We start from the raw sequence: 24,034 nt of genomic DNA, 5'->3' as shown, positions 1-24,034 counted from the left end.
TGCCGGTCGTCCGGCACGAACTCGCCGTGCCGTGACTCCTAGTCCTCGACCCAGTCGAAGGTCTTCGTGACGGCCTTCTTCCAGTTCGCGTACTCCGACGTGCGGCGGGAGTCGTCCATCTGCGGCTCCCACTGCTTGTCCATCGCCCAGTTCTCGCGGATGTCGTCCTCGGTCTTCCAGAACCCGACGGCGAGCCCGGCCGCGTAAGCGGCGCCCAGCGCGGTCGTCTCGGCCACGACCGGCCGGATCACCGGCACGCCCAGGATGTCCGCCTGGAACTGCATCAGCAGCTCGTTCACGACCATGCCGCCGTCGACCTTCAACGCGGTGAGGTCCACGCCCGAGTCGGCGTTCATCGCGTCGAGCACCTCGCGCGTCTGGAACGCGGTCGCCTCCAGCACCGCGCGCGCCAGGTGGCCCTTGTTGACGAACCGGGTGAGGCCCACGATCGCGCCGCGGGCGTCGGAGCGCCAGTAGGGCGCGAACAGGCCGGAGAAGGCGGGCACGAAGTACGCGCCGCCGTTGTCCTCGACCGACCGCGCGTGCCGCTCGACCTCGGCCGCGTCGCCGATCATGCCGAGGTTGTCGCGCAGCCACTGCACCAGCGAGCCGGTGACGGCGATCGAGCCCTCCAGCGCGTACACGGGTGCCGCCTCGCCGATCTTGTAGCAGATCGTGGTCAGCAGGCCGTTCTCGCTCATCACCTTCTCGGTGCCGGTGTTGAGCAGCATGAAGTTGCCGGTGCCGTAGGTGTTCTTGGCCTCGCCGGGCGAGAGGCAGGCCTGCCCGAACGTCGCCGCCTGCTGGTCGCCGAGGATGCCCGCGATCGGCACGCCGGCGAGCGCGCCGCGTTCCCGCACCTGGCCGTAGACCTCCGAGGAGGACCGGATCTCCGGCAGCATCGACATCGGGATGCCCATGTCGGATGCGATGGAGGAGTCCCACTGCAGCGTGTCGAGGTCCATCAGCATGGTGCGGGAGGCGTTGGTCGGGTCGGTGACGTGCACGCCGCCGTTCACCCCGCCGGTCATGTTCCACAGCACCCAGGTGTCCATGTTGCCGAACAGCAGGTCGCCCGCCTCGGCCTTCTCGCGGGCGCCCTCGACGTTGTCGAGGATCCAGCGGACCTTGGGGCCGGAGAAGTAGGTGGCGAGCGGCAGGCCGACCTTGGCCCGGTAGCGCTCCTGGCCGCCGCCCAGCGCACCGAGCTCGGTGACGATCCGGTCGGTGCGGGTGTCCTGCCAGACGATGGCGTTGTAGACGGGCTCACCGGTGTTGCGGTCCCACACCACCGCGGTCTCGCGCTGGTTGGTGATGCCGACGGCGACGATGTCCGCGGTGGTCAGGTCGGCCTTCGCGAGCGCGCCGGCGGCGACCTGGCGGGTGTTCTGCCAGACCTCCTTCGGGTCGTGCTCGACCCACCCGGCCTTCGGGAAGATCTGCTCGTGCTCCTTCTGGTCGACCGACACCACCCGCCCGGAGTGGTCGAAGATCATGCAGCGGGTCGACGTGGTGCCCTGGTCGATCGCGGCCACGTACTGGGTCATGCGCGTGTGTCCTTTCAGACCGGGAGAACCAGGTAGAGCAACGCCGCGAGTGCGCCGCCGACCAGCGGGCCGACGACGGGCACCCACGAGTAGCCCCAGTTTGCGCCACCCTTGTTGCGGATGGGCATGAGGAAGGCGTAGGCGATGCGCGGACCGAGGTCGCGAGCGGGGTTGATGGCGTACCCGGTGGGGCCGCCCAGCGACGTGCCGATGACCAGGACCACGAACGCCACGCCCGCGTAGCCGAGCGCCGAGTTGCCGAACTGCGGCAGTCCGCCCTCGGCGGCCTTCGCGGACGGGGACAGCAGGACCCAGGCGACGAGCACGAACGTGCCGATGACCTCGGAGACCGTGTTCCACAGCGCGTTCGGCACGGTCGGCCCGGTGGCGAAGATGCCCAGGGTGTTCTGCGGTTCGTCGTGGGTGTCGAACTGCAGTTTGTAGGTCGCCCAGCAGAGCATCGCGCCGATGATCGCACCGGCCATCTGCCCGAGGACGTAGAACGGGACGTCACCCCACGGCGTCTTGCCCGCGATGGCGAGCCCGAACGTGAGGGCGGGGTTGAGGTGCGCACCGCTCGGGTTCGCGATGCTCGCACCCGCGAAGACCGCGAACGCCCAGCCGACGTTGACGAACAGGAACCCCGTGCTGTTGCCGAGCGTGTCTTTGAGCACCTGGTTCGCGACCACACCGGTGCCCAGGAGGATGAGGACCGCCGTCCCCAGCACCTCCCACACGAAGATCGAGCCTGCACCCACCGTCGGCCTCCTTCGTCTGCGGCCAGGAGGAGCGCACACCCGGACGTCAGGCCGCGCTGCCCGCCTGCAACGTGCTCGGACGCTATTACCGGGCTGATCAGTTGTCCACGCGAGGTGGGTTCGCCGGGCCGTTTTCAGGCCGTGGGGACCCGGTGCGCTCGCCCGTGGGCGGAGGTCGGTGACTGCAGGTAACGTGATCCGCGAGTCGGCACAGGGGAGGCATCCGTCGTGGCCACGAGCAAGGACGCAGCTGAAGCACCGCAGACCCCCGTCGCCCCTCCGGTCACCGGCGGGCTGGGCCCCGCCGAACGCGAGGAGGCGTGGCAGCGCCTGGGGTCCGAGACGTTCGACGTCGTCGTGGTCGGCGGTGGCGTGGTCGGCGTCGGCGCGGCACTGGACGCGGCCACGCGCGGCCTGCGGGTGGCCCTGGTGGAGGCCCGTGACCTGGCGTCGGGCACGTCGAGCCGGTCGTCCAAGCTCTTCCACGGTGGCCTGCGCTACCTGGAGCAGCTGGAGTTCGGCCTGGTCCGCGAGGCGCTGCGGGAGCGCGAGCTGATGCTGACCCGGATCGCGCCGCACCTGGTGAAGCCCGTCGCGTTCCTCTACCCGCTGACCAACCGGATCTGGGAACGCCCCTACACCGCGGCCGGCCTGTTTCTCTACGACACGATGGGCGGGGCCCGGTCCGTTCCCGGGCAGAAGCACCTCACCCGTGCGGGTGCCCAGCGGCTCGTGCCCGCGTTGAAGCGCGACGCGCTGATCGGCGGCATCCGCTACTACGACGCCCAGGCCGACGACGCCCGGCACACGATGATGGTCGGCCGCACCGCCGCGCACTACGGCGCCGTCGTGCGCACGTCGACCCAGGTGATCAGCTTCCTGCGGGAGGCGGACCGCGTGTCCGGCGTGCGGGTCCGCGACGTCGAGGACGGCCGTGAGGTCGACGTGCGGGCGCACGCGGTGATCAACGCGACCGGTGTGTGGACCGACGAGCTGCAACGGCTCTCGGGTTCGCGCGGCCGGTTCCGGGTGCGGGCGTCGAAGGGCGTGCACATCGTCGTCCCGCGCGACCGGATCGTGGCCGAGGCGGGCATGATCCTGCGCACCGAGAAGTCCGTGCTGTTCGTGATCCCGTGGCGCAACCACTGGATCGTCGGCACCACCGACACCGACTGGAACCTCGACCTCGCGCACCCCGCCGCGACCAAGCACGACATCGACTACATCCTCGAACACGTGAACTCCGTGCTCGCGACGCCGTTGACGCACGACGACATCGAGGGCGTCTACGCGGGTCTGCGCCCGTTGCTGGCCGGTGAGTCCGACTCGACGTCGAAGCTGTCGCGCGAGCACGCCGTGGCACGGGTCGCGCCCGGTCTGGTGGCGATCGCGGGCGGCAAGTACACGACGTACCGCGTGATGGGCGCCGACGCCGTGGACGCGGCGCAGGTCGACGTGCCGGGCCGCATCCAGCCGTCGATCACCGACAAGGTGCCGCTGGTGGGTGCCGACGGCTACCACGCCCTGGTCAACCAGGCCGACCAGCTCGCGGCCAGGCACGGCCTGCACCCGTACCGCGTCCGCCACCTGCTGGACCGCTACGGCTCGCTGGTGCACGAGGTCCTCGGCCTGGCCGCGGGCAACCCGGAGCTGCTCAAGCCGATCACCGCGGCCCCCGACTACCTCCAGGTCGAGGCCGTCTACGCGGCGTCGCACGAGGGCGCCCTGCACCTGGAGGACGTCCTGACCCGCCGCACCCGCATCTCCATCGAGTACGCGCACCGCGGCGTGGACTGCGCGGAGGCCGTGGCCCGCCTGGTGGCCCCGGTCCTCGGCTGGGACGACGACGCGGTGAAGCGCGAGGTCGAGGTCTACAACGCGCGGGTCGAGTCCGAGCGCACCTCGCAGACGAAGGCGGACGACCAAGCTGCGGACGCCGTTCGTGCCGCGGCTCCCGAGGCCCGTCCGCAGTTGACCGAACCCGTGAGCTGACGAGCCGGCCTCGGGCATGCTGGGCGGCATGCCCGGGGTCGATCGTCGAACGTTCCTGAAAGCCACTGCCGCCGCCGGTGCCGCCGGTGCCGCCGTCACCGGCACCGCGCACGCCACCACCGCACCCGTCTTCGAGCACGGCGTCGCCTCCGGTGACCCGCACCCGGACGGCGTGCTGCTGTGGACCCGCGTGGTCACCGACGGGCCGATCCGCTGGGAGGTGGCCCGCGACGCGTCGTTCACGCACGTCGTGGCACGCGGCCGCACCCTCACCGGCGCCCACCGCGACCACACCGTGAAGGTCGAGGTCTCCGGCATGCGCCCGGCCACCCGCTACTACTACCGCTTCACCGCCGCCGACGTGGTCTCCCCCGTCGGCCGCACCAAGACCGCTCCCCGCCCGTCCGCCGACTGCGGCTCGCTGACGTTCGGCGTCGTCTCCTGCGCGAACTGGATCGCCGGCCACTTCGGCGCCTACGGCTACCTCGCCACCCGTGACGACCTGGACGCCGTGATCCACCTCGGCGACTACGTCTACGAGTACTTCGAGCCCGGCGTCCGCGTCACCGAACCGCAGCACGAGTGCGAGACGCTCGACGACTACCGCACCCGCCACGCCCAGTACAAGACCGACCCGCACCTGCAGGCCCTGCACGCGGCGCACCCGGTCATCGCGACCTGGGACGACCACGAGTCGGCGGAAAATTCCTCGTCCATCGGCTCCCCTGTCCACGACCCGGCCACCGAGGGCCCCTGGGGCGCCCGCCTGGCCGCGGCCACGCAGGCCTACTTCGAGTGGATGCCGGTCCGCGAGGGCAAGCTGACCCGCCGCCTGCACTTCGGCCGCCTCGCCGACCTCACCATGCTCGACCTGCGCAGCTACCGCACCGACACGACCATCCTGGGCACCGCCCAGCGCGCCTGGTTCACGTCCGCGCTGACCGACGGCCGCGCCCGCTGGAAGCTCGTCGGCAACTCGGTGATGCTGGCCCCGCTGAAGATCCCGCCCCTGCCCGGCCTGCCGCCGACGAACACCGACCAGTGGGACGGCTTCCCCGCGGACCGCGAGGTCGTGCTGCGCGCCCTCGACCGCGCGGGCATGAAGAACGCCGTGTTCCTGACCGGCGACATCCACTCGTCGTGGGCGATCGACGTGCCGTTCGGCGAGGGCACGGTCGCCACGGAGTTCGTCTCGACCTCGGTGACCTCGGACAACTTCGACGAACGCATCGGCGTGCCGCCGCGTTCCGCGTCACGGCAGATCGAGGCCCAGTTCCGCGCCCTGAACCCGCACGTGAAGTTCGTGGAGCTCGACTCGCACGGCGCGCAGGTGCTGACCGTGACGCCGGAGCAGGTGCGGATGGACTGGCACTACCTCGCCGACAAGCGCGACCCGAACACGGCGGTGACTCTCGCGCACTCGTGGCGGACGCTGCACGACACCGCTCAGGTGGACCAGGTCCTCTGACGCGAACGGCGTCTGCAAGTACCACCAACCACGTGGTTGGTGGTACTTGCGGACGCCTTCACAGCTAGGCGAGGGCGGCCAGGGCCGTGTGGACCAGCACGCGCACCCCGACGAGCAGGGCCCGTTCGTCCAGGTCGAACGTCGGCTGGTGCAGGTCCCGCTGCTTCTCCACCCCGTTCCACACGCCGAGCCGCGCGAACGACCCGGGAACGTGCTCCAGGTACCAGCCGAAGTCCTCACCGCCGGAGGACTGCTCGGTGCCGGCCAGCGCGTCGTCGCCGAGTGCGGCCTCGATGCCGGCGCGCAGGATCTGCGTCGACTCCCGCTCGTTGACCACGGGCGGGACGCCGCGGCGGTGGTGCAGGTCGAACCCGACGCCGGTCGGCAGCAGCAGACCGGTCACCAGGTCCTTGACCAGCGGTTCCAGCTCGGCCCAGATGTCGCGGTCGCCGGTGCGCAGGGTGCCGCGCACCAAGCCGTCCTGCGGCACCGCGTTGGGCGCCTCACCGGCGTGGACGGCACCCCACACCAGCACGGTGCCGGAACGCGGGTCGACGCGGCGGGACAGCATCGTCGGCAGGCCGGTGATCACCGTGCCCAGCGCGTGCACCAGGTCGGCGGTCAGGTGCGGCCGCGACGTGTGGCCGCCCGGTGACGAAAGCCGCAGCTCCAGCAGGTCGGAGGCGGAGGTGATGGCGCCGATGCGCGTGCCGATGCGGCCGACCTGCAGGCGCGGGTCGCAGTGCAGGCCGAAGATCCGCTCCACACCGTCGAGGCCACCCGCGGCGAGCACGTCGAGCGCTCCGCCGGGCATGACCTCCTCGGCCGGCTGGAACACCAGCCGCACCCGTCCTGGCAGCTCGGTGGCGGAGGCCAGTGCCAGCGCAGCGCCCAGCAGGACCGTGGTGTGGGCGTCGTGACCGCACGCGTGCGACACACCGTCCACAGTGGACGAGAACGGCGAGCCGGTGTTCTCGTGCAACGGCAGGGCGTCCATGTCGGCGCGCAGGGCCACGATGCGGGGACCGCGGCCGATGTCGCAGATCAGGCCGGTGCCGCCGGGCAGCACGCGGGGCTTGAGGCCCACCTCGCGCAGCAGCTTCGCCACCAGCTCGGTGGTGTTGTACTCGCGCCGGGAGAGCTCGGGGTGGGCGTGGATGTGGCGGCGCCACGCGACGACGTCCGAGGCGTGTGCCTTCAGCCAGTCGTCGAGCCAGGCGGGGCCGCGGCCCTCTCCGAGATCATCCACAGGAGACATGCTCACCCCGGTGGGGTCGACGAGCATCTCAGGGGAGGAAGAAACCGCAGCGCCGGAAAGGCGGGAGTCCAGGACCGTCATGCGGCACCTCCGCTGGCCAGCAGGCGTTCCCGCTGCTGGGGGTCGGTGGCTGTCGCGATCGTCGTCCAGGCCATGGCGAGTGCTCCGTCGAGCATCGCGCGATCGGCCGATGCCGACGCACAGGCGGTCGCGAACTCTTGTTGGTGGTTCACCGCGTCTCCGCAGTCGATGGCAATGGTCGGGTGGATTGCGGGCAACACTCTGGTGACGTTGCCCATGTCGGTGCTTCCGATCTTCCTGCCCGCTTCCTCTTCTCGGGAGAGCGGCCGTCGCCCCAGCTCGGTGGCCGCGTGCCGGTAGGCATCGGCGAGCCACGGGTCGGGGGTCAGCTCGGCGTAGATCGGCGAGACCTGCACGACCTCATGGGTGCAGCCGGTCGCCAGCGCTCCGGCCCCGAAGCAGTCCCGGATCCGGTTCTCCAGGCGCTGCAACGATTCCAGGTTCTCCGCCCTCACATCGAACATCGCCGATGCGCGGGCGGGTATTACGTTCGGGACCGTGCCGCCGTTCGTCACGATGCCGGTCACCATCTGGCCGGGCTCGAGGTGCTGCCGCAGCAGGCTGATCGAGATCTGCGCGACGGTGACCGCGTCGGCGGCGTTGATGCCCAGGTGCGGGGCGGCGGCCGCGTGTGACGGCTTGCCGCTGTAGTGCACCTCCAGGTCGGTGATGGCGAGCGAACGCGCGGCGCACGACTCGTACGGCGCGGGGTGCACCATCATCGAGAACGAGACGTCGTCGAACACGCCCCGCTCCAGCATCAGCACCTTGCCGCCACCGACCTCCTCCGCGGGCGTCCCGATCACCTTCACGGTGACACCCAGGCGGTCGGCGACGTCACGCAGCGCAAGAGCGGTTCCCACCGAAGCGGCAGCGATGACGTTGTGCCCGCACGCGTGCCCGACCTCGGGCAACGCGTCGTACTCGGCGCACAGTCCCAGCACGAGCTCGCCGTCGCCGAACGTCGCGACGAACGCCGTGTCCAGGCCGGCGACACCGGACTCGACCTTGAAACCCTCGCGGGCCAGCAGGGAGGTGATCTTCTCCGCGCTGCGGTGCTCCTCGAACGCCAGCTCCGGTTCGGCGTGGATCGAGTGCGACAGGTCCACCAGCGCGTCGGAGTACCGCTCGACGGTCGAGCGTGTGCTGATCTTCAAGTCGGTACCCATTTGCCACCATCCTGCATCACCGCCCCCAGGACGCGACGCGCTGATGATGATCAACCGGCTGGCCGGTCGCAGCGCTGCGCCGAGCGGCGAGCGAGTTTCGGTCTGACCGATCAACGATGACGCAAATGGCCGAGAAGCACGCTTAACTTTGACTATTACGTCCCATCAGGTGGGACGCGGCGTCTCAGGCGAACACACCTCGAACGTCCTCGAGTCAGCCCTTCTTGGCCGCTCGCGCCTTCTTCCACGCCGCCCACCGCTTCTTGTTGCGGTAGTAGACGATCGTGAACAGCACCAGCGCGATGCCGCCGATCCACAGCTTCTGCTTGGTCTCCTGCCGCACCTCCGGGGACGGCTCCTGCGGCGAGTCGAGGGCCGGACCGGGGTTCGCCGTCGTCTGCGCCACCACCACCGCGGGGGCGTTCGCACCCTCGTCGGCGACCGATGTCCCGGCGATCCCGAAGACGCCCATCAGCGCGAACACGCAGGCCAGCAGCAACCTCGACATGCCCTGAACTCTACAACGAATACCACGATCGAAGGTCACCCAAACTAGTTACGCACTCACCCAGCGTCGGCCTGGAAGGCTTTCAGGATCTGCTCCGCGGCGAGTGTCGCGGTGAGTTCCCCGCTGCGGACCTTCTCCTCCAGGGAGGGTGCCGACGCGCGCACGGCCGGGCTCTCGCGCACCTGCCGCCACAGCGAGTCGCGGACCATCATCCAGGTCCAGTCGACCTGCTGGCGCCGCCGGCGTTCGTCCAGCTCCCCGGCCTCGCTCAGGGTCGTCCGGTGTTCCAGCACGCGGGACCACAGCTCGTCGAGACCGACCCCGGTGAGGCCGGAGCAGGTGAGCACGGGCGGGTGCCACACCGCGTCCGGCGCGCGCAGCAGCTTGAGCGCGCCCGCCAGCTCACGTGCGGCCTTGCGGGCGTCCAGCTCGTGCTCGCCGTCGGCCTTGTTGACCGCGATGACGTCCGCGAGCTCCAGGATGCCCTTCTTGATGCCCTGGAGCTGGTCGCCGGTGCGGGCGAGGGTGAGGAACAGCGAGCAGTCCGTCATGTTGGCGACGGCCACCTCGGACTGCCCGACGCCGACCGTCTCGACCAGCACCACGTCGAACCCGGCCGCCTCGACCAGCACGATCGTCTCGCGGGTGGCCTGGGCGACGCCGCCGAGCGTGCCGGAGGTCGGCGAGGGCCGGATGAACGCGTCCGGGCTCACCGACAACCGCGCCATCCGCGTCTTGTCGCCCAGGATGCTGCCGCCGGTGCGGGTGGACGACGGGTCGACGGCGAGCACCGCGACCCGGTGGCCCCGCTCGACCAGCATCGTGCCGAGTGCGTCGATGAACGTGGACTTGCCGACGCCGGGGACACCGGTGATGCCGACCCTGACCGCCGCGCCGGACTTCGGCAGCAGCTCGACGAGCAGCTCCTGGGCCTGCGCGCGGTGGTCGGCGCGGGTCGACTCGACCAGCGTGATGGCCCTGGCGAGCACGCTGCGGTTGCCGCCGAGCACACCCTTCGCGTACTCGGCGACGTCGATCGCCCTAGCCATGGTGGCCGAGCTGGTCCGCGAGCTTGACCAGGAGGTCCTTGGCGGCGTCGGCGATGACGGTGCCGGGTGGGAAGATCGCCGCCGCTCCGGCGGCGTGCAGCTCGTCGAAGTCCTGTGGCGGGATGACGCCGCCGACGACGATCATGATGTCGGCGCGGTCGAGGTTGGCCAGTTCCTCGCGCAGGGCGGGTACCAGTGTGAGGTGCCCGGCGGCGAGGGAGGAGACGCCGACGATGTGCACGTCGGCTTCGACGGCTTGGCGGGCGACTTCGTCGGGTGTCTGGAACAGCGGGCCGACGTCGACGTCGAAGCCGAGGTCGGCGAACGCCGTGGCGATCACCTTCTGGCCGCGGTCGTGCCCGTCCTGGCCCATTTTGGCGACCAGGATGCGCGGGCGGCGGCCTTCCTGCCGCGCGAACGTGTCGACGACCTCGCGGCAGGCGTCCACGTTGGACACTGGGCCGACCTCCTGCCGGTAGACACCGGAAATGGTGCGGATCTGCGCGGAGTGCCGGCCCCACACCTTGCCCAGCGCCTCGGAGATCTCGCCGACGGTGGCTTTGGCGCGGGCGGCGCCGATGGCCAGCTCCAGCAGGTTTCCCCCGCCGCCTGCCGCGTTCGTCAGGGCTTCGAGGGCACTGTCCACGGCGGACTGGTCGCGTTCTTCGCGGAGCCTGCGCAGTTTCTCCAGTTGCTGTGCGCGCACGCCGGCGTTGTCGACCTTGAGGACCTCGATCTGCTCGTCGCCGGTCACCGGGTACTTGTTGACACCGATCACCGGTTGGCGGCCGGAGTCGATGCGCGCCTGCGTGCGCGCGGCGGCTTCCTCGATGCGCAGCTTCGGGATGCCCTCGTCGATCGCGCGGGCCATGCCGCCGGCCTTCTCGACCTCGCTGATGTGCCCCCACGCCTTCGCCGCCAGCTCATTGGTGAGCCGTTCGACGTAGGCGCTGCCACCCCACGGGTCGATCACCCGCGTGGTACCCGACTCCTGCTGCAGCAGCAGCTGCGTGTTGCGGGCGATGCGGGCGCTGAAGTCGGTGGGCAGTGCGAGCGCTTCGTCGAGTGCGTTGGTGTGCAACGACTGCGTGTGCCCCTGCGTCGCCGCCATGGCCTCGACGCAGGTGCGCGCGACGTTGTTGAACACGTCCTGCGCCGTGAGACTCCACCCGGACGTCTGGCAATGGGTGCGCAGGCTGAGCGACTTCGGCGACTTGGGCTCGAACCCGTTGACGAGCTTGGCCCAGAGCAGCCGCGCGGCCCGCATTTTGGCGATCTCCATGAAGAAGTTCATGCCGATGGCCCAGAAGAAGCTCAGCCGCGGTGCGAACCTGTCGACGTCGAGCCCGGCTGCCTGGCCGGCGCGCAGGTACTCCACGCCGTCGGCGAGGGTGTAGGCGAGTTCCAGGTCGGCGGTCGCGCCCGCTTCCTGCATGTGGTAGCCGGAGATCGAGATGGAGTTGAACTTCGGCATGTGCTCGGAGGTGTGGCTGAAGATGTCGGAGATGATCCGCATCGAGGGCTGGGGCGGGTAGATGTAGGTGTTGCGGACCATGAACTCCTTGAGGATGTCGTTCTGGATGGTCCCCGTGAGCTGCTCCGGCCGCACCCCCTGCTCTTCCGCGGCCACCACGAACAGCGCGAGGATCGGCAGCACCGCGCCGTTCATCGTCATCGACACCGACATCTTGTCGAGCGGGATGCCGTCGAACAGGGTGCGCATGTCGTAGATGGAGTCGATCGCGACACCGGCCATGCCGACGTCACCGGCGACCCGTGGGTGGTCCGAGTCGTACCCGCGGTGCGTGGCCAGGTCGAACGCGACCGACAGGCCCTTCTGACCGGCCGCGAGGTTGCGCCGGTAGAAGGCGTTCGACTCCTCCGCCGTCGAGAACCCCGCGTACTGGCGCACGGTCCACGGCTGGTTGACATACATCGTCGGGTACGGGCCGCGCAGGAACGGCGCGACACCGGGATAGGTCCGCAGGAAGTCGAGACCGTCGAGGTCCTGCGGCCCGTAGACCGGCTTGACCGCGATGCCCTCCGGCGTCTCCCACACGGGCAGATCGGTCTCGTACTTCGCCGACGGGAGCGAGCCGAGGTCGACGTCCGCGAAGTCGGGGATCATCGCTGCACTCCCAGGAAGTCGTAGGTGCTGTTCAGGATCTCCAGCGCCGGGCAGCCCGCGTACACGCGGCCGTCGACGTCGGCATCGGTCTTCTTGCCGGCCAGGAGCACCCGTGCCGCACCGGCTTTCCGCAGCGCTTCGACGGTGTCGACGGCCAGTTCGGCGTAGCTGGAGTCGCTGCCGCACACGACCGCGATCTTGGCGCCCGAGCCCGTGAACCTGTCCGCGACCTCGTCGGCGGTCTTCGTCGGGCCCGCGCTCGGGGTGGCGAAACCGCCGGCGTTGAAGAGGTTGGCCGCGAACGTGGCGCGTGCGGTGTGGGCGGCGACCGGGCCCAGGGTGGCGAGGAAGACCACGGGGCGTTCGGGCTGAGCGTCGGCGAGGTCGCGCAGCTCCTCGAAGGCCTGTGCATAACGCACCCGCGGCAGCCCGAAACTGTCAGACCCGCCTGAGATGATCGGGATGGGGGGTGCGTCCCCCCAGGGGGCCTGCGAGTCGGTATCGATTCCGAAGGGCGGGGTCACGGACACCGGGGAGGCCGAGGCGGGCGCGGGTGCGTGAGGCGGGCGGACCACCGGCTTCTCGGCCAGGTCCGGGAACTCGCTGACCCCCGTGATCGGGTCGCTGCGGTCCGCCAGCCGGGCCGACCGCCGCGCCCACGTCTCCGCGATCCGCGAGGCGACCAGCGCAGAGGCGTCCGGCAGCCCACCGGCCCGTTCGAGCTCCTGGAACCACGTCCACGCCGCCACGGCCAGCGACTCGGTCAGCTGCTCCACGTACCAGGACCCCGCCGCCGGGTCGATCACCGCGCCGAGGTGCGACTCCTCCAGCAGCAGGTTCTGCGTGTTGCGCGCGATCCGGCGCGCGAACTCGTCCGGCAGCCCGATCGCCGCGTCGAACGGCTGCACCGTCACCGCGTCGGCACCGCCCAGACCGGCGGCCAGGGTGGCGACGGTGGTGCGCAGCATGTTCACCCACGGATCACGGCGCGTCATCATCGCCGACGACGTCACCGCGTGCTGCACCTGCGGCACGTCCACGCCCGACACCTCGCCCACCCGCGCCCACAACCGGCGCGCCGCACGCAGCTTCGCGATCGTCGCGAACTGGTCCGCCGTGGCCGCGAAACGGAACTCCAACTGCGCGAACGCCGACTCGACCGACAGACCACCGGAAACCAGAGCACGCAGGTACGACACGGCCAAGGCCAGCGACGCACCCAGCTCCTCCGAGTCCGACCCGCCCGCGTCGTGGAACGGCAACGCGTCCACCACGACCGTCCGCAGGCCGGGGAACCGCGACACGGCGTCCCGGATCACCGGCAAGGTGTCCGCCGACGGCACCAGGGCCAGGTTGCCGCGCACGTCGGCGGCCAGCAGCGGCGCCTGGTCGTAGATCCGCAGCATCGTCCGCGCCGCCTCGACGTCACCGTCGAGCACGACCGGTGCGAGGTCGAGGTAGACGCCGTCGAGCAGGCGCTCCAGCGAGGAGGCGGGCACGGCGAGCCACAGCGACGTGACGCCGCCTTCGAGGTCGTTCATCAGCGCGACCGGGTCGGGCACGACGTGGCGCTGGCGGACGTCCCAGCCCTGCTTGACCGGCGCGAGCGCGTAGGGGGTGCCGAGCGCGTCGTCCGCGGTGTAGAGCGGCTGGAGGGAGAAGCCGTCATAGGTCTGGGTGACCAGGGAGTCGAAACTGGCGCCGGTCTTGCTCAGCACGGCGTCGACCAGGTCACGCCACTGTTCCCGCGACGCCGCGGGGAACTCGTTCGGGCGGAATTCGGCGGGCAAGGCCAACTCCATCATGCGTTGCAGTGTCACCGACCGGTACGCGCTCGGCTATGTGAGGTTCACCGCCGTTAACGATGCAGCAAGTGTCTCAGGAACAATGGACCGGTGGACGACCAGGAGCGCTTGATCGCGGCTAGGTACCGGCTGCTGCACCTGCTCGGCCAGGGTTCCATGGGCACGGTCTGGGCCGCCCACGACGAGGTGCTCGGGCGGCAGGTGGCCGTGAAGGGCATCCTGCACACGCCCGGCATGCCCGACGCCGAGGCCGCCCAGCTGCGCGAGCGCACGATGCGGGAGGCGCGCGCGGTCGCCGCGCTGTCGCACCCGAACCTGGTGACGCTCTACGACGTGGTCCAGCACGACGGCGACCCGTACGTGGTGATGGAGCTGGTGCCCTCGCGCAGCCTCGGCGAGGTGCTGAAGGAACAGGGCTGCCTCACCGAGAAGCAGGGCGCGGCGGTGCTGGACGCGGTCGCGGCGGCGCTGGAGTCCGCGCACCGGGTCGGGATCACGCACCGCGACGTCAAACCGGGCAACGTCCTGATCGCCGACGACGGGCGGGTGAAGCTGACGGACTTCGGCATCGCGCGCAACGTCGCCGAGGCCACCATGACCGCCCGCGGCATCACCCTCGGCACGCCCGCCTACATCGCGCCCGAGGTGGCGCAGGGCGGTGACGTGTCCGCGGCGGCCGACCGGTGGTCGCTGGGCGCCACGGTGTGGGCGGCGATGGCCGGTGAGCCGCCGTACGTGGGCCGCAACGTCATGCAGACGATCAACGCGGTCATCCACGGCGACGTGCCGGTGCCCGCGGGCGCCGGGCGGCTGGCGCCGGTGATCAGCGGGCTGATGCAGAAGGACCCGGACCAGCGGATGTCGCTGGTCGACGTGCGGCGCAAGGTGTACCCGCTGCTGCCGGAACCGGGCACGGACGCGTTCGAGGCGCGTGCGCCGCGCACGCCGCCGGTGATCGTGCGGCCGAAGCCGAGGATCGAGCCGGACGCACCGCTGGCCGCCGATCCGGGGCCGCTGCCGTTCCTGGTCACGCGGTCGACGGCGCCGGAACGCACGCCGGTGGGCAGGACGTTGGTGCTGGTCGCGGCGGTCCTGCTGTTCCTGGTGGGCTCGGGCGGCGGGTTCGCGCTGACGCGGCTCGTGGCCGGGGCGCCGCTGCTGCCGCCGGCCCAGCAGGGCGCGCCGACCCTGCCGACGCTGCCGGCCTCGCCGACGTTCGAGCAGCGCACCGAGGACGCGGTGACCGCGATCGGCGACCAGGGCGGCAAGTTCACCCTGAAGGTGGACAAGAGCTGGACGAAGTACGCGGAGCAGCGCGCGGCCGACCAGCGCGTGCCGGCCTCGGCGGTGGTGCACTTCGTGTCGCCGCCCGGCGCGTACGAGGTGGCGGTGCAGCGGTTCCCCGACTTCTACCCGAAGCGCCGGATCGCCGAGTACGTGGCGGCCGTGCAGGCGCGGTGGGCGACGCGGTTCTACGGCGGCGAGAAGGTGCCGACGCCCAACCTCGCAGGGCCGCGGTCGGAGGACGGCATCCAGTTCGTCTACCGGACCGTGGAGGGCGACGAGGCGACCGGGCTGCGGCGCTCGCACTTCTCCCGCGTGCTCCCCCACGGCACCGACCTGTGGGTGGTCGAGGTCACCGTCCCGACCGAACAGGAGGACGCGGCACGGGAGCGCCTCTTCGACGCGATCGCATCGACATTCGCCCCGGTTTAAGCTCTCGCGGTGACTCCAGAAGAGCTGGCCGGCAAGGCCGCGGAAGAGATCCAGGACCGCACCGGCGTGGCGAAGCACGACATCGCGATCGTGCTCGGATCCGGCTGGCGACCCGCCGCCGACGTGATCGGCGAGCCGGTCGCGGAGATCCCCGTCGGGGAGCTGACCGGGTTCGAGGCGCCGACCGCGCTCGGCCACGGCGGCACCATCCGGTCCGTCGAGGTGGGCGGCAAGAAGGTCCTCGTAGTCCTCGGCCGCACCCACGGCTACGAGGGCAAGGGCGTGCAGAAGGTCGTCCACGGCGTGCGCACCGTCGCCGCCGCGGGCGTGCGGACGGTCGTGCTGACCAACGCCGCCGGTGGCCTGCGCCAGGGCATGTCCGTCGGGCAGCCGGTGCTGATCTCCGACCACCTCAACCTGACCGCGCTGTCGCCGCTGGTCGGCGCGCGGTTCGTGGACCTCACGGACCTGTACTCGCCGCGGCTGCGCGAGGTCGCGCAGGAGATCGACCCGTCGCTGGAGGAGGGCGTGTACGCGGGGCTGCCCGGTCCGCACTTCGAGACGCCGGCCGAGATCCGCATGCTGCGCACCCTGGGTGCCGACCTGGTGGGCATGTCGACCGTGCACGAGGCGATCGCCGCGCGGGCAGAGGGCGTCGAGGTGTTCGGGTTGTCGCTGGTCACGAACCTCGCCGCGGGCATCACCGGTGAGCCGCTGAACCACCAGGAGGTGCTGGACGCCGGTGCCGCCGCGGCCGAGCGCATGGGCACGCTGCTGCGCGAGCTGGTGGACCGCGCATGAGCCTGACGCCGGCACTGCGCGACGCGACGTTCCGGTGGATCGCCGACGACCCCTCCGCGGCCACCCGTGAGGAGCTGCAGGGGGTGCTGGCGCGGGCGATGGGCGGTGACGCCGCGGCGCGCGAGGACCTCGCCGACCGCATGGCGGGGCCGTTGACGTTCGGCACGGCCGGGCTGCGCGGTCCGGTGCGGGCCGGTACGAACGGCATGAACGTGGCCACCGTGGTCCGCACGACGGCCGGTCTGGCCGCCTGGCTGAAGGCGTCCGGCGCTGCGGGGCTCGTCTTCGTCGGCAGGGACGCGCGCCACGGGTCCGAGGAGTTCGCCGTCGCCGCCGCCGAGGTCATGGCGGCAGCGGGCTTCGACGTGCGGGTGCTGCCCGGCCCGCTGCCGACGCCGGTGCTCGCCTTCCTGGTGCGAGCACACGGTGCGGTGGCGGGCATCCAGATCACCGCGTCGCACAACCCGCCCGCGGACAACGGCTACAAGCTGTACCTGGCCGGCGGTTCGCAGATCGTGCCGCCGTCGGACGCGGAGATCGAGCGGGCGATCGAGGCGGTGCCCGCCGCGGTGTCGGTGCCGCGCGCCTCGACGTACTCGGTCGTGCCGGACGCGGACGTCGACGCCTACCTGGACCGGGTCGCGTCGCTGCCCAGCGGCACCGCGCGGACGTTGAAGATCGCGTTGACGCCGATGCACGGCGTCGGCGGCCAGTTCGCCGTGGAAGCGTTGCGGCGCGCGGGTTTCACCGACGTGCACGTGGTGCGGTCGCAGGCCGTGCCGGACCCGGACTTCCCGACGGTGGTGTTCCCGAACCCCGAGGAACCCGGTGCCGCGGACGAGCTGCTCGCGCTCGCGGACTCGGTGGACGCCGACCTCGCCATCGCGCTGGACCCGGACGCCGACCGCTGTGCGCTGGGCGTGCGGGACGGGTCGGCGTGGCGGATGCTGCGCGGCGACGAGACGGGCGTGCTGCTCGGCTCGCTCGTGCTGTCCACTGTGGAGAGCGCGGACCCGTTGGTGGCCACGACGATCGTGTCGTCGTCGCTGCTGAAGTCGATCGCCGAGGCGCACGGCGCGCGGTACGCGGAGACGTTGACGGGCTTCAAGTGGCTCGCGCGTGCCGGTGACGGCCTGGTGTTCGCCTACGAGGAGGCGCTGGGCAACTGCGTCGACCCGGAGTTCGTGGCGGACAAGGACGGCATCTCGGCCGCGGTCGTCGCCGCGGACCTGGCGGCGGGCCTGAAGGCGGCCGGGCGGACGTTGCTCGACGCGCTGGACCAGCTCGCGCTGGACCACGGCCTGCACCTGACCGACCAGGTGTCGTTGCGCTACACCGACCTGTCGCTGATCGGCGCGACGATGGCCCGGCTGCGCGCCGAACCGCCGGCGGACTTCACGTCCGAGGACCTGCTGCCCGGCGCGGACGTGCTGCGGTGGACGGCCCCCGGCGTGCGGGTGATCGTGCGGCCGTCCGGCACCGAACCGAAGCTCAAGGCTTACCTGGAGGTCGTCGAGCCGGTCACGGACGGACTGGAGTCCGCCCGTGCGGCGGCGCGGACGCGGTTGGCGGAGCTGCGGGAACGGGTGACAGCGCTGGTCAGCTAGCTCCCGGCGTCAGCCGGCGAGAGCGATCAGCAGGCACAGCACCGCGAGGGCGAAACCCCCGCCGGCCACCCAGTAGGCCCTCCTGGTCGGCGGGGCGACCGCGGTGCGGCGTCCCTCCGTCACGGCCGCGACCGCGATCCGGCCGAAGATGTAGGCAACCGAGCAGAGCCCCACGCCGAGTCCGAGCAACATCGTGTTGACGTCCCACGGGCTGTGGTCGAACCCCGGCCACAGCGACGCGAAGAGGGGCCCGATCCCGATCATCCCGATGCCGATCGCGAGGCCGAAACCCCAGGTGATGCGACGCTGTCGAGGACTCGTGGTCAATAGGGCGGTGGTCTTCATGGTCCCTCCTGTGTACACCTTCTAGGACGTCTTCCCGGCCGCGGGGTTGCGTTGCAACACCAGGAACGCCTGCGGCCCTGCCTCGTCCACACCCCTCTGACGCACGAGCCTGGCCACTTCGTTGAACCCGGCCGCGGTGGCGTTGCGCACGGTCTCGTCGACGTCGTGCCAGTAGACGTCCAAATCCACATCGTGGCCGTACGCGTGGTCGAGGTGCCGTTTCTCGTCACCCGCTTTGAACGCGTGCAACAGGTATCCGCCGGGCTTGAGCACGCGGTGGAACTCCCGCCACGGCACGTCCTGCGCCGGCATGTGCACCGTGGAGTACCAGACGACCGCGCCGCCGAGGCTCTCGTCCGCCAGGTCGAGCGCCGTGATGTCGCCCTGCCGGAAGTCGAGGTGCGGGTGGTGCTGCTTGGCCTGGGCGAGCATGCCGTCGGAGAGGTCGACGCCGAACACGTCCAGGCCCAGCTCGTGCAGGTGCTGGGTGATGCGGCCGGTGCCGCAGCCGAGGTCACCGACCCGTCCCGCAGCCAGCTCGGCGAAGGCGCGCGTGATCGCGGCGTCGAACGGGCGGCCGTCGTGGGCGTCGGGGAGGAGCCGGGCGTAGCTGGCCGCAACAATGTCGTAGCTGACACGGGTCATGGTCATCTATCTTGCCGCGCATGGAGTACACCCGGCGTGACCTGGCCCTGGCCTACCTCGAGGCGTATCCGGTGCCGGAGCACCACGAGGTGGACCCCGAGTCGCTGTACGCCCGCATGAAGACCTACCACCGGCAACTGCTGCGCGGCCTGAAGCAGCTCTTCGGCTTCGACCTGAACGACGACCAGCTGCTGAAGTTCTTCTTCCGCAGCGTGGCGTACTCCTACCGCGGCAACCGCCACCCGCTCTCCGGCGTGCTGGAGGGCGGCCTGCTGGTCAAGCGGTTCGAAGGCACGGACGTCATGGACAGGTGCGTCGAGCTGGCCACCCTGCACGAGCGGACGCAGGAACGGCTCGTCGACCTCACGGTGGAGATCCTCGCACTGGCCAAGCCGGACGACGGAACGGTCGTGACGACCGAGCAGCTCCAGGCCATCGGCGTGGACACCGCGGAGCCGACCGACCCCGACGGCGACTGGCTATAGCTTTGACCGCCATGAGGCTGCTGATCGTCCACCACACGCCCTCGCCCGCCCTGCAGGCGATGTTCGAGGCGGTCGTCTCCGGCGCCACCACCCCCGAGGTGGAGGGCGTGGAAGTGGTGCGCCGAGCCGCGTTGTCCACAACCGCTGTGGATGTCCTGGAAGCGGACGGCTACCTGCTGGGCACACCCGCGAACCTGGGCTACATGAGCGGTGCGCTGAAGCACTTCTTCGACACCGTGTACTACCCGTGCCTGGACTCCACGCGCGGTCGCCCGTTCGGGCTTTATGTGCACGGCAACAACGACACGACCGGTGCGGTCAGGAGCGTGGAGACCGCCACGACCGGCCTGGACTGGGTGAAGGCGGCCCAGCACGTGGTCGTCACGGGCGAGCCGGGCAAGGCCGACCTGGAGGCGTGCTGGGAGCTCGGGGCCACCGTCGCGGCCCAGTTGTCCACATGACCCCAGAGTTGTCCACAGCCACTTGTCCCCACCCTGTGGACAACCCTGGGGATGGATTCGAACAGGTGTTCTAACGGCCGATCGAGCTCATGTCCGGGTACCGGTCGCCGGCCACCGCGGACGCCGGAACGGCGGCCTCGATCGCGGCCAGGTCGGCCTCGGACAGCTCCAGGGCGGCCGCCGCGACGTTCTCCTCCAGGTACTTCAGCCGCTTGGTGCCGGGGATCGGCACGACGTCGGACCCGCGGTGCTGCACCCACGCCAGCGCGAGCTGGCCCGCGGTGACGCCGCGTTCGTCGGCCAGGGCGCGCAGGTCGGCGACCATCTTCAGGTTCGCGTCGAGGTTCGCGCCGGAGAACCGCGGGTTCGCGGCGCGGAAGTCGCCCTCGGCGAAGTCGGCGGAGGAGGCGAACCGGCCGGTCAGCACGCCGCGGCCGAGCGGCGAGTACGGCACCAGGCCGATGCCGAGCTCGCGTGCGGTGGGCACGATCTCCGCCTCGATGTCGCGCGACCACAGCGACCACTCGCTCTGCAGCGCCGTGATCGGGTGGACGGCGTGGGCGCGGCACAGCGTCTCGGCGCCGGCCTCGGACAGGCCCAGGTGGCGGACTTTGCCCTCGGCCACCAGCTCGCCCATCGCCCCGACGGTCTCCTCGATGGGCGTGTCCGAGGGCACCCGGTGCAGGTAGTAGAGGTCGATCACGTCGACCCCGAGCCGCTTCAGCGACCCCTCGACCGCCTGCCGCACGTAGGCGCGGTCGCCCCGCACGCCGCGGCGGTCGCCGTCGCGGACGATGCCGAACTTCGTGGCCAGCACCACCGAGTCCCTGCGGCCGGCGATCGCGCGGCCGACCAGTTCCTCGTTGGTGTGCGGGCCGTACATGTCGGCCGTGTCGATCAGCGTCACGCCGAGCTCCAGGGCCCGGTGGATGACCGCGATCGACTCGGTGTCGTCGCCGGCACCGTAGAACTCCGACATCCCCATGCAGCCGAGCCCCTGCGGCCCGACCTCCAGTGAACCGAGCTGACGGGTCACGCCGTCGCCTCCAAATCGCTCTCGACCACGGCGTAGTGGTCGATCTTGTAGTCCAGCACCTCGAGGCACGACTGCAGCTCCGCGATGCGGGCGCGGACGTCGGTGCGGTGTTCCACGAGGATCTGCTTGCGGCGGCCCGCCGTGTGCTCGCCGCGGTGCCTGAGCTGCGCGAACTCGCGCATCATGCGGATCGGCATGCCGGTGGTGCGCAGGCGGGTCACGAAGGCCAGCCAGCCGAGGTCTTCCTCCGAGTAGACGCGGCGGCCACCCGAGTCGCGGGCGGGCGGGTCGACGAGCCCGATTCGTTCGTAGTAGCGCAGGGTGTCGATGGACAACCCGCTGCGCTGCGCGGCCTGGGCTATCGAGTAACTCACGAAATCGACGCTAAGACCTGGAGTGCGCTCTAGGTCAAGCGGAATCCTTGGGCAGCCCCCACGCCTGGAGGTGGCCAGCCATCTCGGCCACGTCGATCTTGTCCCGGCCGAGGGCGCGGACGAGGTCGAGCGCGTCGTCCTCGTCGGCGTCGATCCAGTAGCCGTTGATGTCGCACATCGTGACGGCGGCGACCCAGCCGAGCCGCCAGTTGCCCTCGACGAGAGGGCGGGTGCGGACGATCGAGTCGAGGAGTGCGGACGACTTCAGCCACAGCGTGTCGTACGCCTCCACGCCGAGCACGGTCGCTCGGGGGCGGTACGCCGCCGTGTCCAGCAGCCCGATGTCCCTCACGACGAGGTCACCACCGGTCACAGCCGTGGCCAGCACCAAGAGGTCCCCGGCGTCGAGGTAGGAGATCACAGCACCCAGTTGATCACAGACGTCCGACAGTTTCAGGAAGATCCGAGCCTATCCAAAAGACCTCGGTACTTGGGCAGCACCCTCCCGAGGACCTCGCCCAGCTTCTCCTCCTGCTGCATGCGCTGGTAACGATCCGCGATCGCCAACCGCACGACCTCCTGCTTGGAGCGCCCCTCGGCCGCCGCGAGCTCCGCGAGCCGCAGGTTCTCCTCCTCGGTCAACCGCAAGGTCATCGCCATTCCCGGCACGGTACCAATGTGATACCACTCAGGCCAGGGGCCATTAGGATTGCGTGATGCCCAGGCCCAAGACCCACGACGACGCACTGCGCCGGCGTCTGCTCGAGCGGGCGGGCGAGCTGCTCAGCACCAGGGGACCCGACGCGGTGAGCCTGCGCAGGATCGCCACCGACGTCAACACCTCCACCACCGCCGTCTATTCCCTCTTCGGCGGGAAGCCGGCGTTGCTGGAAGCGCTCCACGACGAGGCGTTCAGCCGGTTCGGGGCGAACCTGGCCGCGGTGCCGACCACCGACGACCCGGCGGAGGACCTGCTGCAGATCGGTCTCGCCTACCGGCGCGGCGCGCTCGCGGACCCGCGGTTCTACTCGGTGCTGTACTCCAAGGTCGTCGAGCCGACGAAGGAGATGAGCCGCGCGGCCGGCCGGACGTTCGCGCCGGTGCGCAACGCGGTGCGGCGGGCGATCGAGCTGGGCGTCTACCGGGACGAGGACCCCGAGCAGATCGCGATGTCGATGTGGGGCATCGCGCACGGGCTGGTGAGCCTGGAGCTCAACGGGAACCTGCCGCGCGGAGTGGACGCCGCCGCCACGTACGAGCTGGCGTTGCGCGCGCACGGCCGCGGCTGGCTGGCGGAGACCCCGTCGCGGAAGTGATCCCGTCGCGGAAATGACGGAATCCGGGGAGGCGGCCGCCGCGAAACCTCCCCGGACCCGCTGAACTGTCCCAACGGGACAGTTCGCCTGTGGTGCGGCGTCTACCTGAGGGCGCCGTCCAGCGCCTTGATCAGCTCGCCGTTCGCGGTGTCACCGTCGAGCGACCAGATCATCGCGCCGCCGAGGCGGCGGTCGTTGATGAAGCGGGCCTTGCGCTTCATCTCGGTCGCGTCGTCGTAGGTCCACCACGTCTTGCCGTCGTAGATCCACGCGAAGCCCGCGCGCTCGTCGCGGTGGACCTTGTAGGTGTTGCCGGGTTCGGAGAGCTTCGCCTTGATGCGGTGGAAGTCCTCGTAGCCGTTCTCGTACTTGGCGGGCGCGGGCACACCGGTGCCGAACAGGCCGTTGCGGGTGCCGGGTGCGACGCCGTCCCAGCCGCGGCCGTAGAACGGCACGCCGAGCACGGCCTTGGAGCGCGGGGCACCGCGCGAGAGCCACGCGTTCACCGTCACCTCGGAGCTGAACTCGAACTCCGACGGGTCGCCCTTGGGCACGCGCAGCGCGGACTGCTGGTTCGCCGCCGCGTCCCACGCACCGTGGTAGTCGTAGCCCTGCAAGGTGCCGAAGGTGAGGTAGCAGAACACCTTCGCGACCTCGAAGCCCCGGTCGACCTGCCTGGGGTCGGCCGGCAGGAACGCGGTGAGGTCGCGGTTCCAGCCCATCTGCTTGCGGTACTCGGCGAGCAGCTTGGTGAAGTTCTGCTTGTCCTCGGGGCGCACGACGTTCGGCGGCGTCGGGTTGCCCTCGCTCGCCGGCCACTCCCAGTCGAGGTCGACGCCGTCGAAGACGCCCTTCGCGGCGCCCTCCGGCAGCCCCGGCAGGTTGCCCTTGATCCACATGTCGGTGCACGACTTGACGTGCGCGGCGCGCGACTCGGGGGTCAGCGCGGCGTTGGAGAAGTACCGCGACCCCGTCCAGCCGCCCAGGGAGATGTTCACCCTCAACCCGGGGTACTTGGCCTTGAGCTGCTTGAGCTGGTTCAGGTTGCCCATGAGCACCTGACCGGCCTCGTCGGCCTTGCCGCTCACCGACTGCTCGGCGGTGTGGGGCATCTGCCAGTCCGCCCACGGGTCGGCGCTGACGCACTTGCCCGACTCGTCGAGGAACCCGAACGCGTAGTTCAGGTGCGTGAGCCGGGCCGCGGCCCCGCTGTCCACGAGGTTCTTGACCCGGAAGTTCCGGTCGTACACGCCCCACTGGATGAAGTACCCGACCGTGCGGGTCTTCGAGTACCCGTGGTGCCCGTTGGTCTCGACGTCGGCGTTCGCGGGCGCGGAAGCCAGCGACGCGGACAGGGCGCCGACCGCGAGTGCGGCGACACCCCATCTCCGTCTGGACATGTGACTCCTCAGTCAGATCGCGGCAGCGGCGATGCGGTCCACAGCACGATAGGCCTGAGGTCTAGACCATTGCTACGTCCGATCG

The 24,034-nt window shown here is 70.6% G+C and carries 23 protein-coding genes; 8 read left to right on the top strand and 15 right to left on the bottom strand.

Annotated features, from left to right (window positions below; translation table 11 throughout):
• Window positions 1–38: 38 nt before the first annotated feature.
• Both glpK and ACZ7CF_RS18650 read right to left on the bottom strand, forming a co-directional pair.
• Entirely contained in the window at window positions 39–1,547 is a 1,509-nt protein-coding gene (gene glpK, locus ACZ7CF_RS18655; RefSeq protein WP_458430279.1) for a glycerol kinase GlpK, read from the bottom strand.
• 14 nt (window positions 1,548–1,561) lie between these two features.
• On the bottom strand, window positions 1,562–2,305 hold the full coding sequence (locus ACZ7CF_RS18650) for an MIP/aquaporin family protein (RefSeq protein ID WP_470370107.1): 744 nt from the start codon (window positions 2,303–2,305) through the stop codon (window positions 1,562–1,564).
• A gap of 294 nt (window positions 2,306–2,599) precedes the next feature.
• Here ACZ7CF_RS18650 and glpD point away from each other — a divergent pair, with 294 nt between their 5' ends.
• Together glpD and ACZ7CF_RS18640 are read left to right on the top strand one after the other, a co-directional pair.
• Complete coding sequence (glpD, locus tag ACZ7CF_RS18645; RefSeq protein WP_360401723.1) at window positions 2,600–4,297, top strand: glycerol-3-phosphate dehydrogenase; 1,698 nt, start codon at window positions 2,600–2,602, stop codon at window positions 4,295–4,297.
• Between the two features lie 28 nt (window positions 4,298–4,325).
• A complete protein-coding gene (locus tag ACZ7CF_RS18640; RefSeq protein WP_470370106.1) occupies window positions 4,326–5,765 on the top strand; it encodes an alkaline phosphatase D family protein in 1,440 nt (479 codons plus the stop codon).
• Between the two features lie 64 nt (window positions 5,766–5,829).
• Here the strand turns inward: ACZ7CF_RS18640 and ACZ7CF_RS18635 are convergent, their stop codons facing one another.
• From ACZ7CF_RS18635 to ACZ7CF_RS18610, 6 genes are all read right to left on the bottom strand, one after another.
• Window positions 5,830–7,104 carry an amidohydrolase gene (locus ACZ7CF_RS18635; protein ID WP_360401654.1) on the bottom strand — a complete coding sequence of 425 codons (1,275 nt, stop codon included), beginning with the start codon at window positions 7,102–7,104 and terminating at the stop codon, window positions 5,830–5,832.
• Window positions 7,101–8,273, bottom strand: a complete 1,173-nt coding sequence (locus ACZ7CF_RS18630; protein ID WP_360401651.1) for a M20 family metallopeptidase — start codon at window positions 8,271–8,273, stop codon at window positions 7,101–7,103. Before ACZ7CF_RS18630 ends, ACZ7CF_RS18635 begins: the two co-directional genes overlap by 4 nt.
• A 214-nt stretch (window positions 8,274–8,487) precedes the next feature.
• Window positions 8,488–8,781, bottom strand: a complete 294-nt coding sequence (locus ACZ7CF_RS18625; protein ID WP_360401648.1) for a hypothetical protein — start codon at window positions 8,779–8,781, stop codon at window positions 8,488–8,490.
• A gap of 56 nt (window positions 8,782–8,837) precedes the next feature.
• Window positions 8,838–9,830, bottom strand: coding sequence for a methylmalonyl Co-A mutase-associated GTPase MeaB (gene meaB, locus ACZ7CF_RS18620; RefSeq protein WP_458430277.1), 993 nt, complete (start codon window positions 9,828–9,830; stop codon window positions 8,838–8,840).
• Entirely contained in the window at window positions 9,823–11,958 is a 2,136-nt protein-coding gene (gene scpA / locus ACZ7CF_RS18615) for a methylmalonyl-CoA mutase (RefSeq protein ID WP_470370105.1), read from the bottom strand. The genes meaB and scpA overlap by 8 nt, the downstream gene beginning before the upstream one ends.
• Window positions 11,955–13,763, bottom strand: a complete 1,809-nt coding sequence (locus tag ACZ7CF_RS18610; RefSeq protein ID WP_470370104.1) for a methylmalonyl-CoA mutase family protein — start codon at window positions 13,761–13,763, stop codon at window positions 11,955–11,957. The genes scpA and ACZ7CF_RS18610 overlap by 4 nt, the downstream gene beginning before the upstream one ends.
• A gap of 90 nt (window positions 13,764–13,853) precedes the next feature.
• Between ACZ7CF_RS18610 and ACZ7CF_RS18605 the strand changes: the two genes are divergently transcribed.
• The 3 genes from ACZ7CF_RS18605 to ACZ7CF_RS18595 are packed head-to-tail and all read left to right on the top strand — an operon-like array spanning window position 13,854 to window position 17,887.
• Window positions 13,854–15,479: a serine/threonine-protein kinase gene (locus ACZ7CF_RS18605; protein ID WP_360396057.1), complete on the top strand. Its 1,626-nt coding sequence runs from the start codon at window positions 13,854–13,856 to the stop codon at window positions 15,477–15,479.
• Window positions 15,480–15,488: 9 nt separating this feature from the next.
• Window positions 15,489–16,280, top strand: a complete 792-nt coding sequence (locus ACZ7CF_RS18600; RefSeq protein WP_458430274.1) for a purine-nucleoside phosphorylase — start codon at window positions 15,489–15,491, stop codon at window positions 16,278–16,280.
• Window positions 16,277–17,887 (top strand): phospho-sugar mutase, encoded by a 1,611-nt coding sequence (locus ACZ7CF_RS18595; RefSeq protein ID WP_458430273.1) that lies wholly within the window; start codon window positions 16,277–16,279, stop codon window positions 17,885–17,887. The genes ACZ7CF_RS18600 and ACZ7CF_RS18595 overlap by 4 nt, the downstream gene beginning before the upstream one ends.
• A 9-nt stretch (window positions 17,888–17,896) precedes the next feature.
• Here the strand turns inward: ACZ7CF_RS18595 and ACZ7CF_RS18590 are convergent, their stop codons facing one another.
• Together ACZ7CF_RS18590 and ACZ7CF_RS18585 are read right to left on the bottom strand one after the other, a co-directional pair.
• Entirely contained in the window at window positions 17,897–18,232 is a 336-nt protein-coding gene (locus ACZ7CF_RS18590) for a hypothetical protein (protein WP_360396051.1), read from the bottom strand.
• Window positions 18,233–18,253: 21 nt separating this feature from the next.
• Window positions 18,254–18,877: a class I SAM-dependent methyltransferase gene (locus ACZ7CF_RS18585; protein ID WP_470370103.1), complete on the bottom strand. Its 624-nt coding sequence runs from the start codon at window positions 18,875–18,877 to the stop codon at window positions 18,254–18,256.
• A 20-nt stretch (window positions 18,878–18,897) separates the two neighbouring features.
• Here ACZ7CF_RS18585 and ACZ7CF_RS18580 point away from each other — a divergent pair, with 20 nt between their 5' ends.
• Together ACZ7CF_RS18580 and ACZ7CF_RS18575 are read left to right on the top strand one after the other, a co-directional pair.
• Entirely contained in the window at window positions 18,898–19,362 is a 465-nt protein-coding gene (locus ACZ7CF_RS18580) for a hypothetical protein (protein WP_360396047.1), read from the top strand.
• 11 nt (window positions 19,363–19,373) lie between these two features.
• Complete coding sequence (locus ACZ7CF_RS18575; RefSeq protein WP_470370102.1) at window positions 19,374–19,823, top strand: flavodoxin family protein; 450 nt, start codon at window positions 19,374–19,376, stop codon at window positions 19,821–19,823.
• A gap of 70 nt (window positions 19,824–19,893) precedes the next feature.
• Here ACZ7CF_RS18575 and ACZ7CF_RS18570 read toward each other — a convergent pair whose 3' ends face one another.
• From ACZ7CF_RS18570 to ACZ7CF_RS18555, 4 genes are read right to left on the bottom strand one after another with little or no spacing between them, the layout of a single operon-like run.
• Entirely contained in the window at window positions 19,894–20,808 is a 915-nt protein-coding gene (locus ACZ7CF_RS18570) for an aldo/keto reductase (RefSeq protein WP_470370287.1), read from the bottom strand.
• 47 nt (window positions 20,809–20,855) lie between these two features.
• Window positions 20,856–21,233 (bottom strand): MerR family transcriptional regulator, encoded by a 378-nt coding sequence (locus ACZ7CF_RS18565; RefSeq protein WP_360396035.1) that lies wholly within the window; start codon window positions 21,231–21,233, stop codon window positions 20,856–20,858.
• A 34-nt stretch (window positions 21,234–21,267) separates the two neighbouring features.
• The gene (locus ACZ7CF_RS18560; protein WP_360396033.1) at window positions 21,268–21,654 is read right to left on the bottom strand and encodes a type II toxin-antitoxin system death-on-curing family toxin; all 387 of its coding nucleotides are present in this window, start codon (window positions 21,652–21,654) and stop codon (window positions 21,268–21,270) included.
• A 32-nt stretch (window positions 21,655–21,686) separates the two neighbouring features.
• Complete coding sequence (locus ACZ7CF_RS18555) at window positions 21,687–21,893, bottom strand: ribbon-helix-helix protein, CopG family (protein ID WP_053737502.1); 207 nt, start codon at window positions 21,891–21,893, stop codon at window positions 21,687–21,689.
• A gap of 56 nt (window positions 21,894–21,949) precedes the next feature.
• Between ACZ7CF_RS18555 and ACZ7CF_RS18550 the strand changes: the two genes are divergently transcribed.
• Entirely contained in the window at window positions 21,950–22,549 is a 600-nt protein-coding gene (locus tag ACZ7CF_RS18550; protein WP_360396031.1) for a TetR/AcrR family transcriptional regulator, read from the top strand.
• Window positions 22,550–22,650: 101 nt separating this feature from the next.
• Here ACZ7CF_RS18550 and ACZ7CF_RS18545 read toward each other — a convergent pair whose 3' ends face one another.
• Entirely contained in the window at window positions 22,651–23,949 is a 1,299-nt protein-coding gene (locus ACZ7CF_RS18545) for a glycoside hydrolase family 18 protein (protein ID WP_470370101.1), read from the bottom strand.
• Window positions 23,950–24,034 lie beyond the last annotated feature (85 nt).

This window comes from Lentzea sp. NPDC036955 (assembly GCF_055608005.1).
This window is presented reverse-complemented; position numbering and strand designations above follow the sequence as displayed.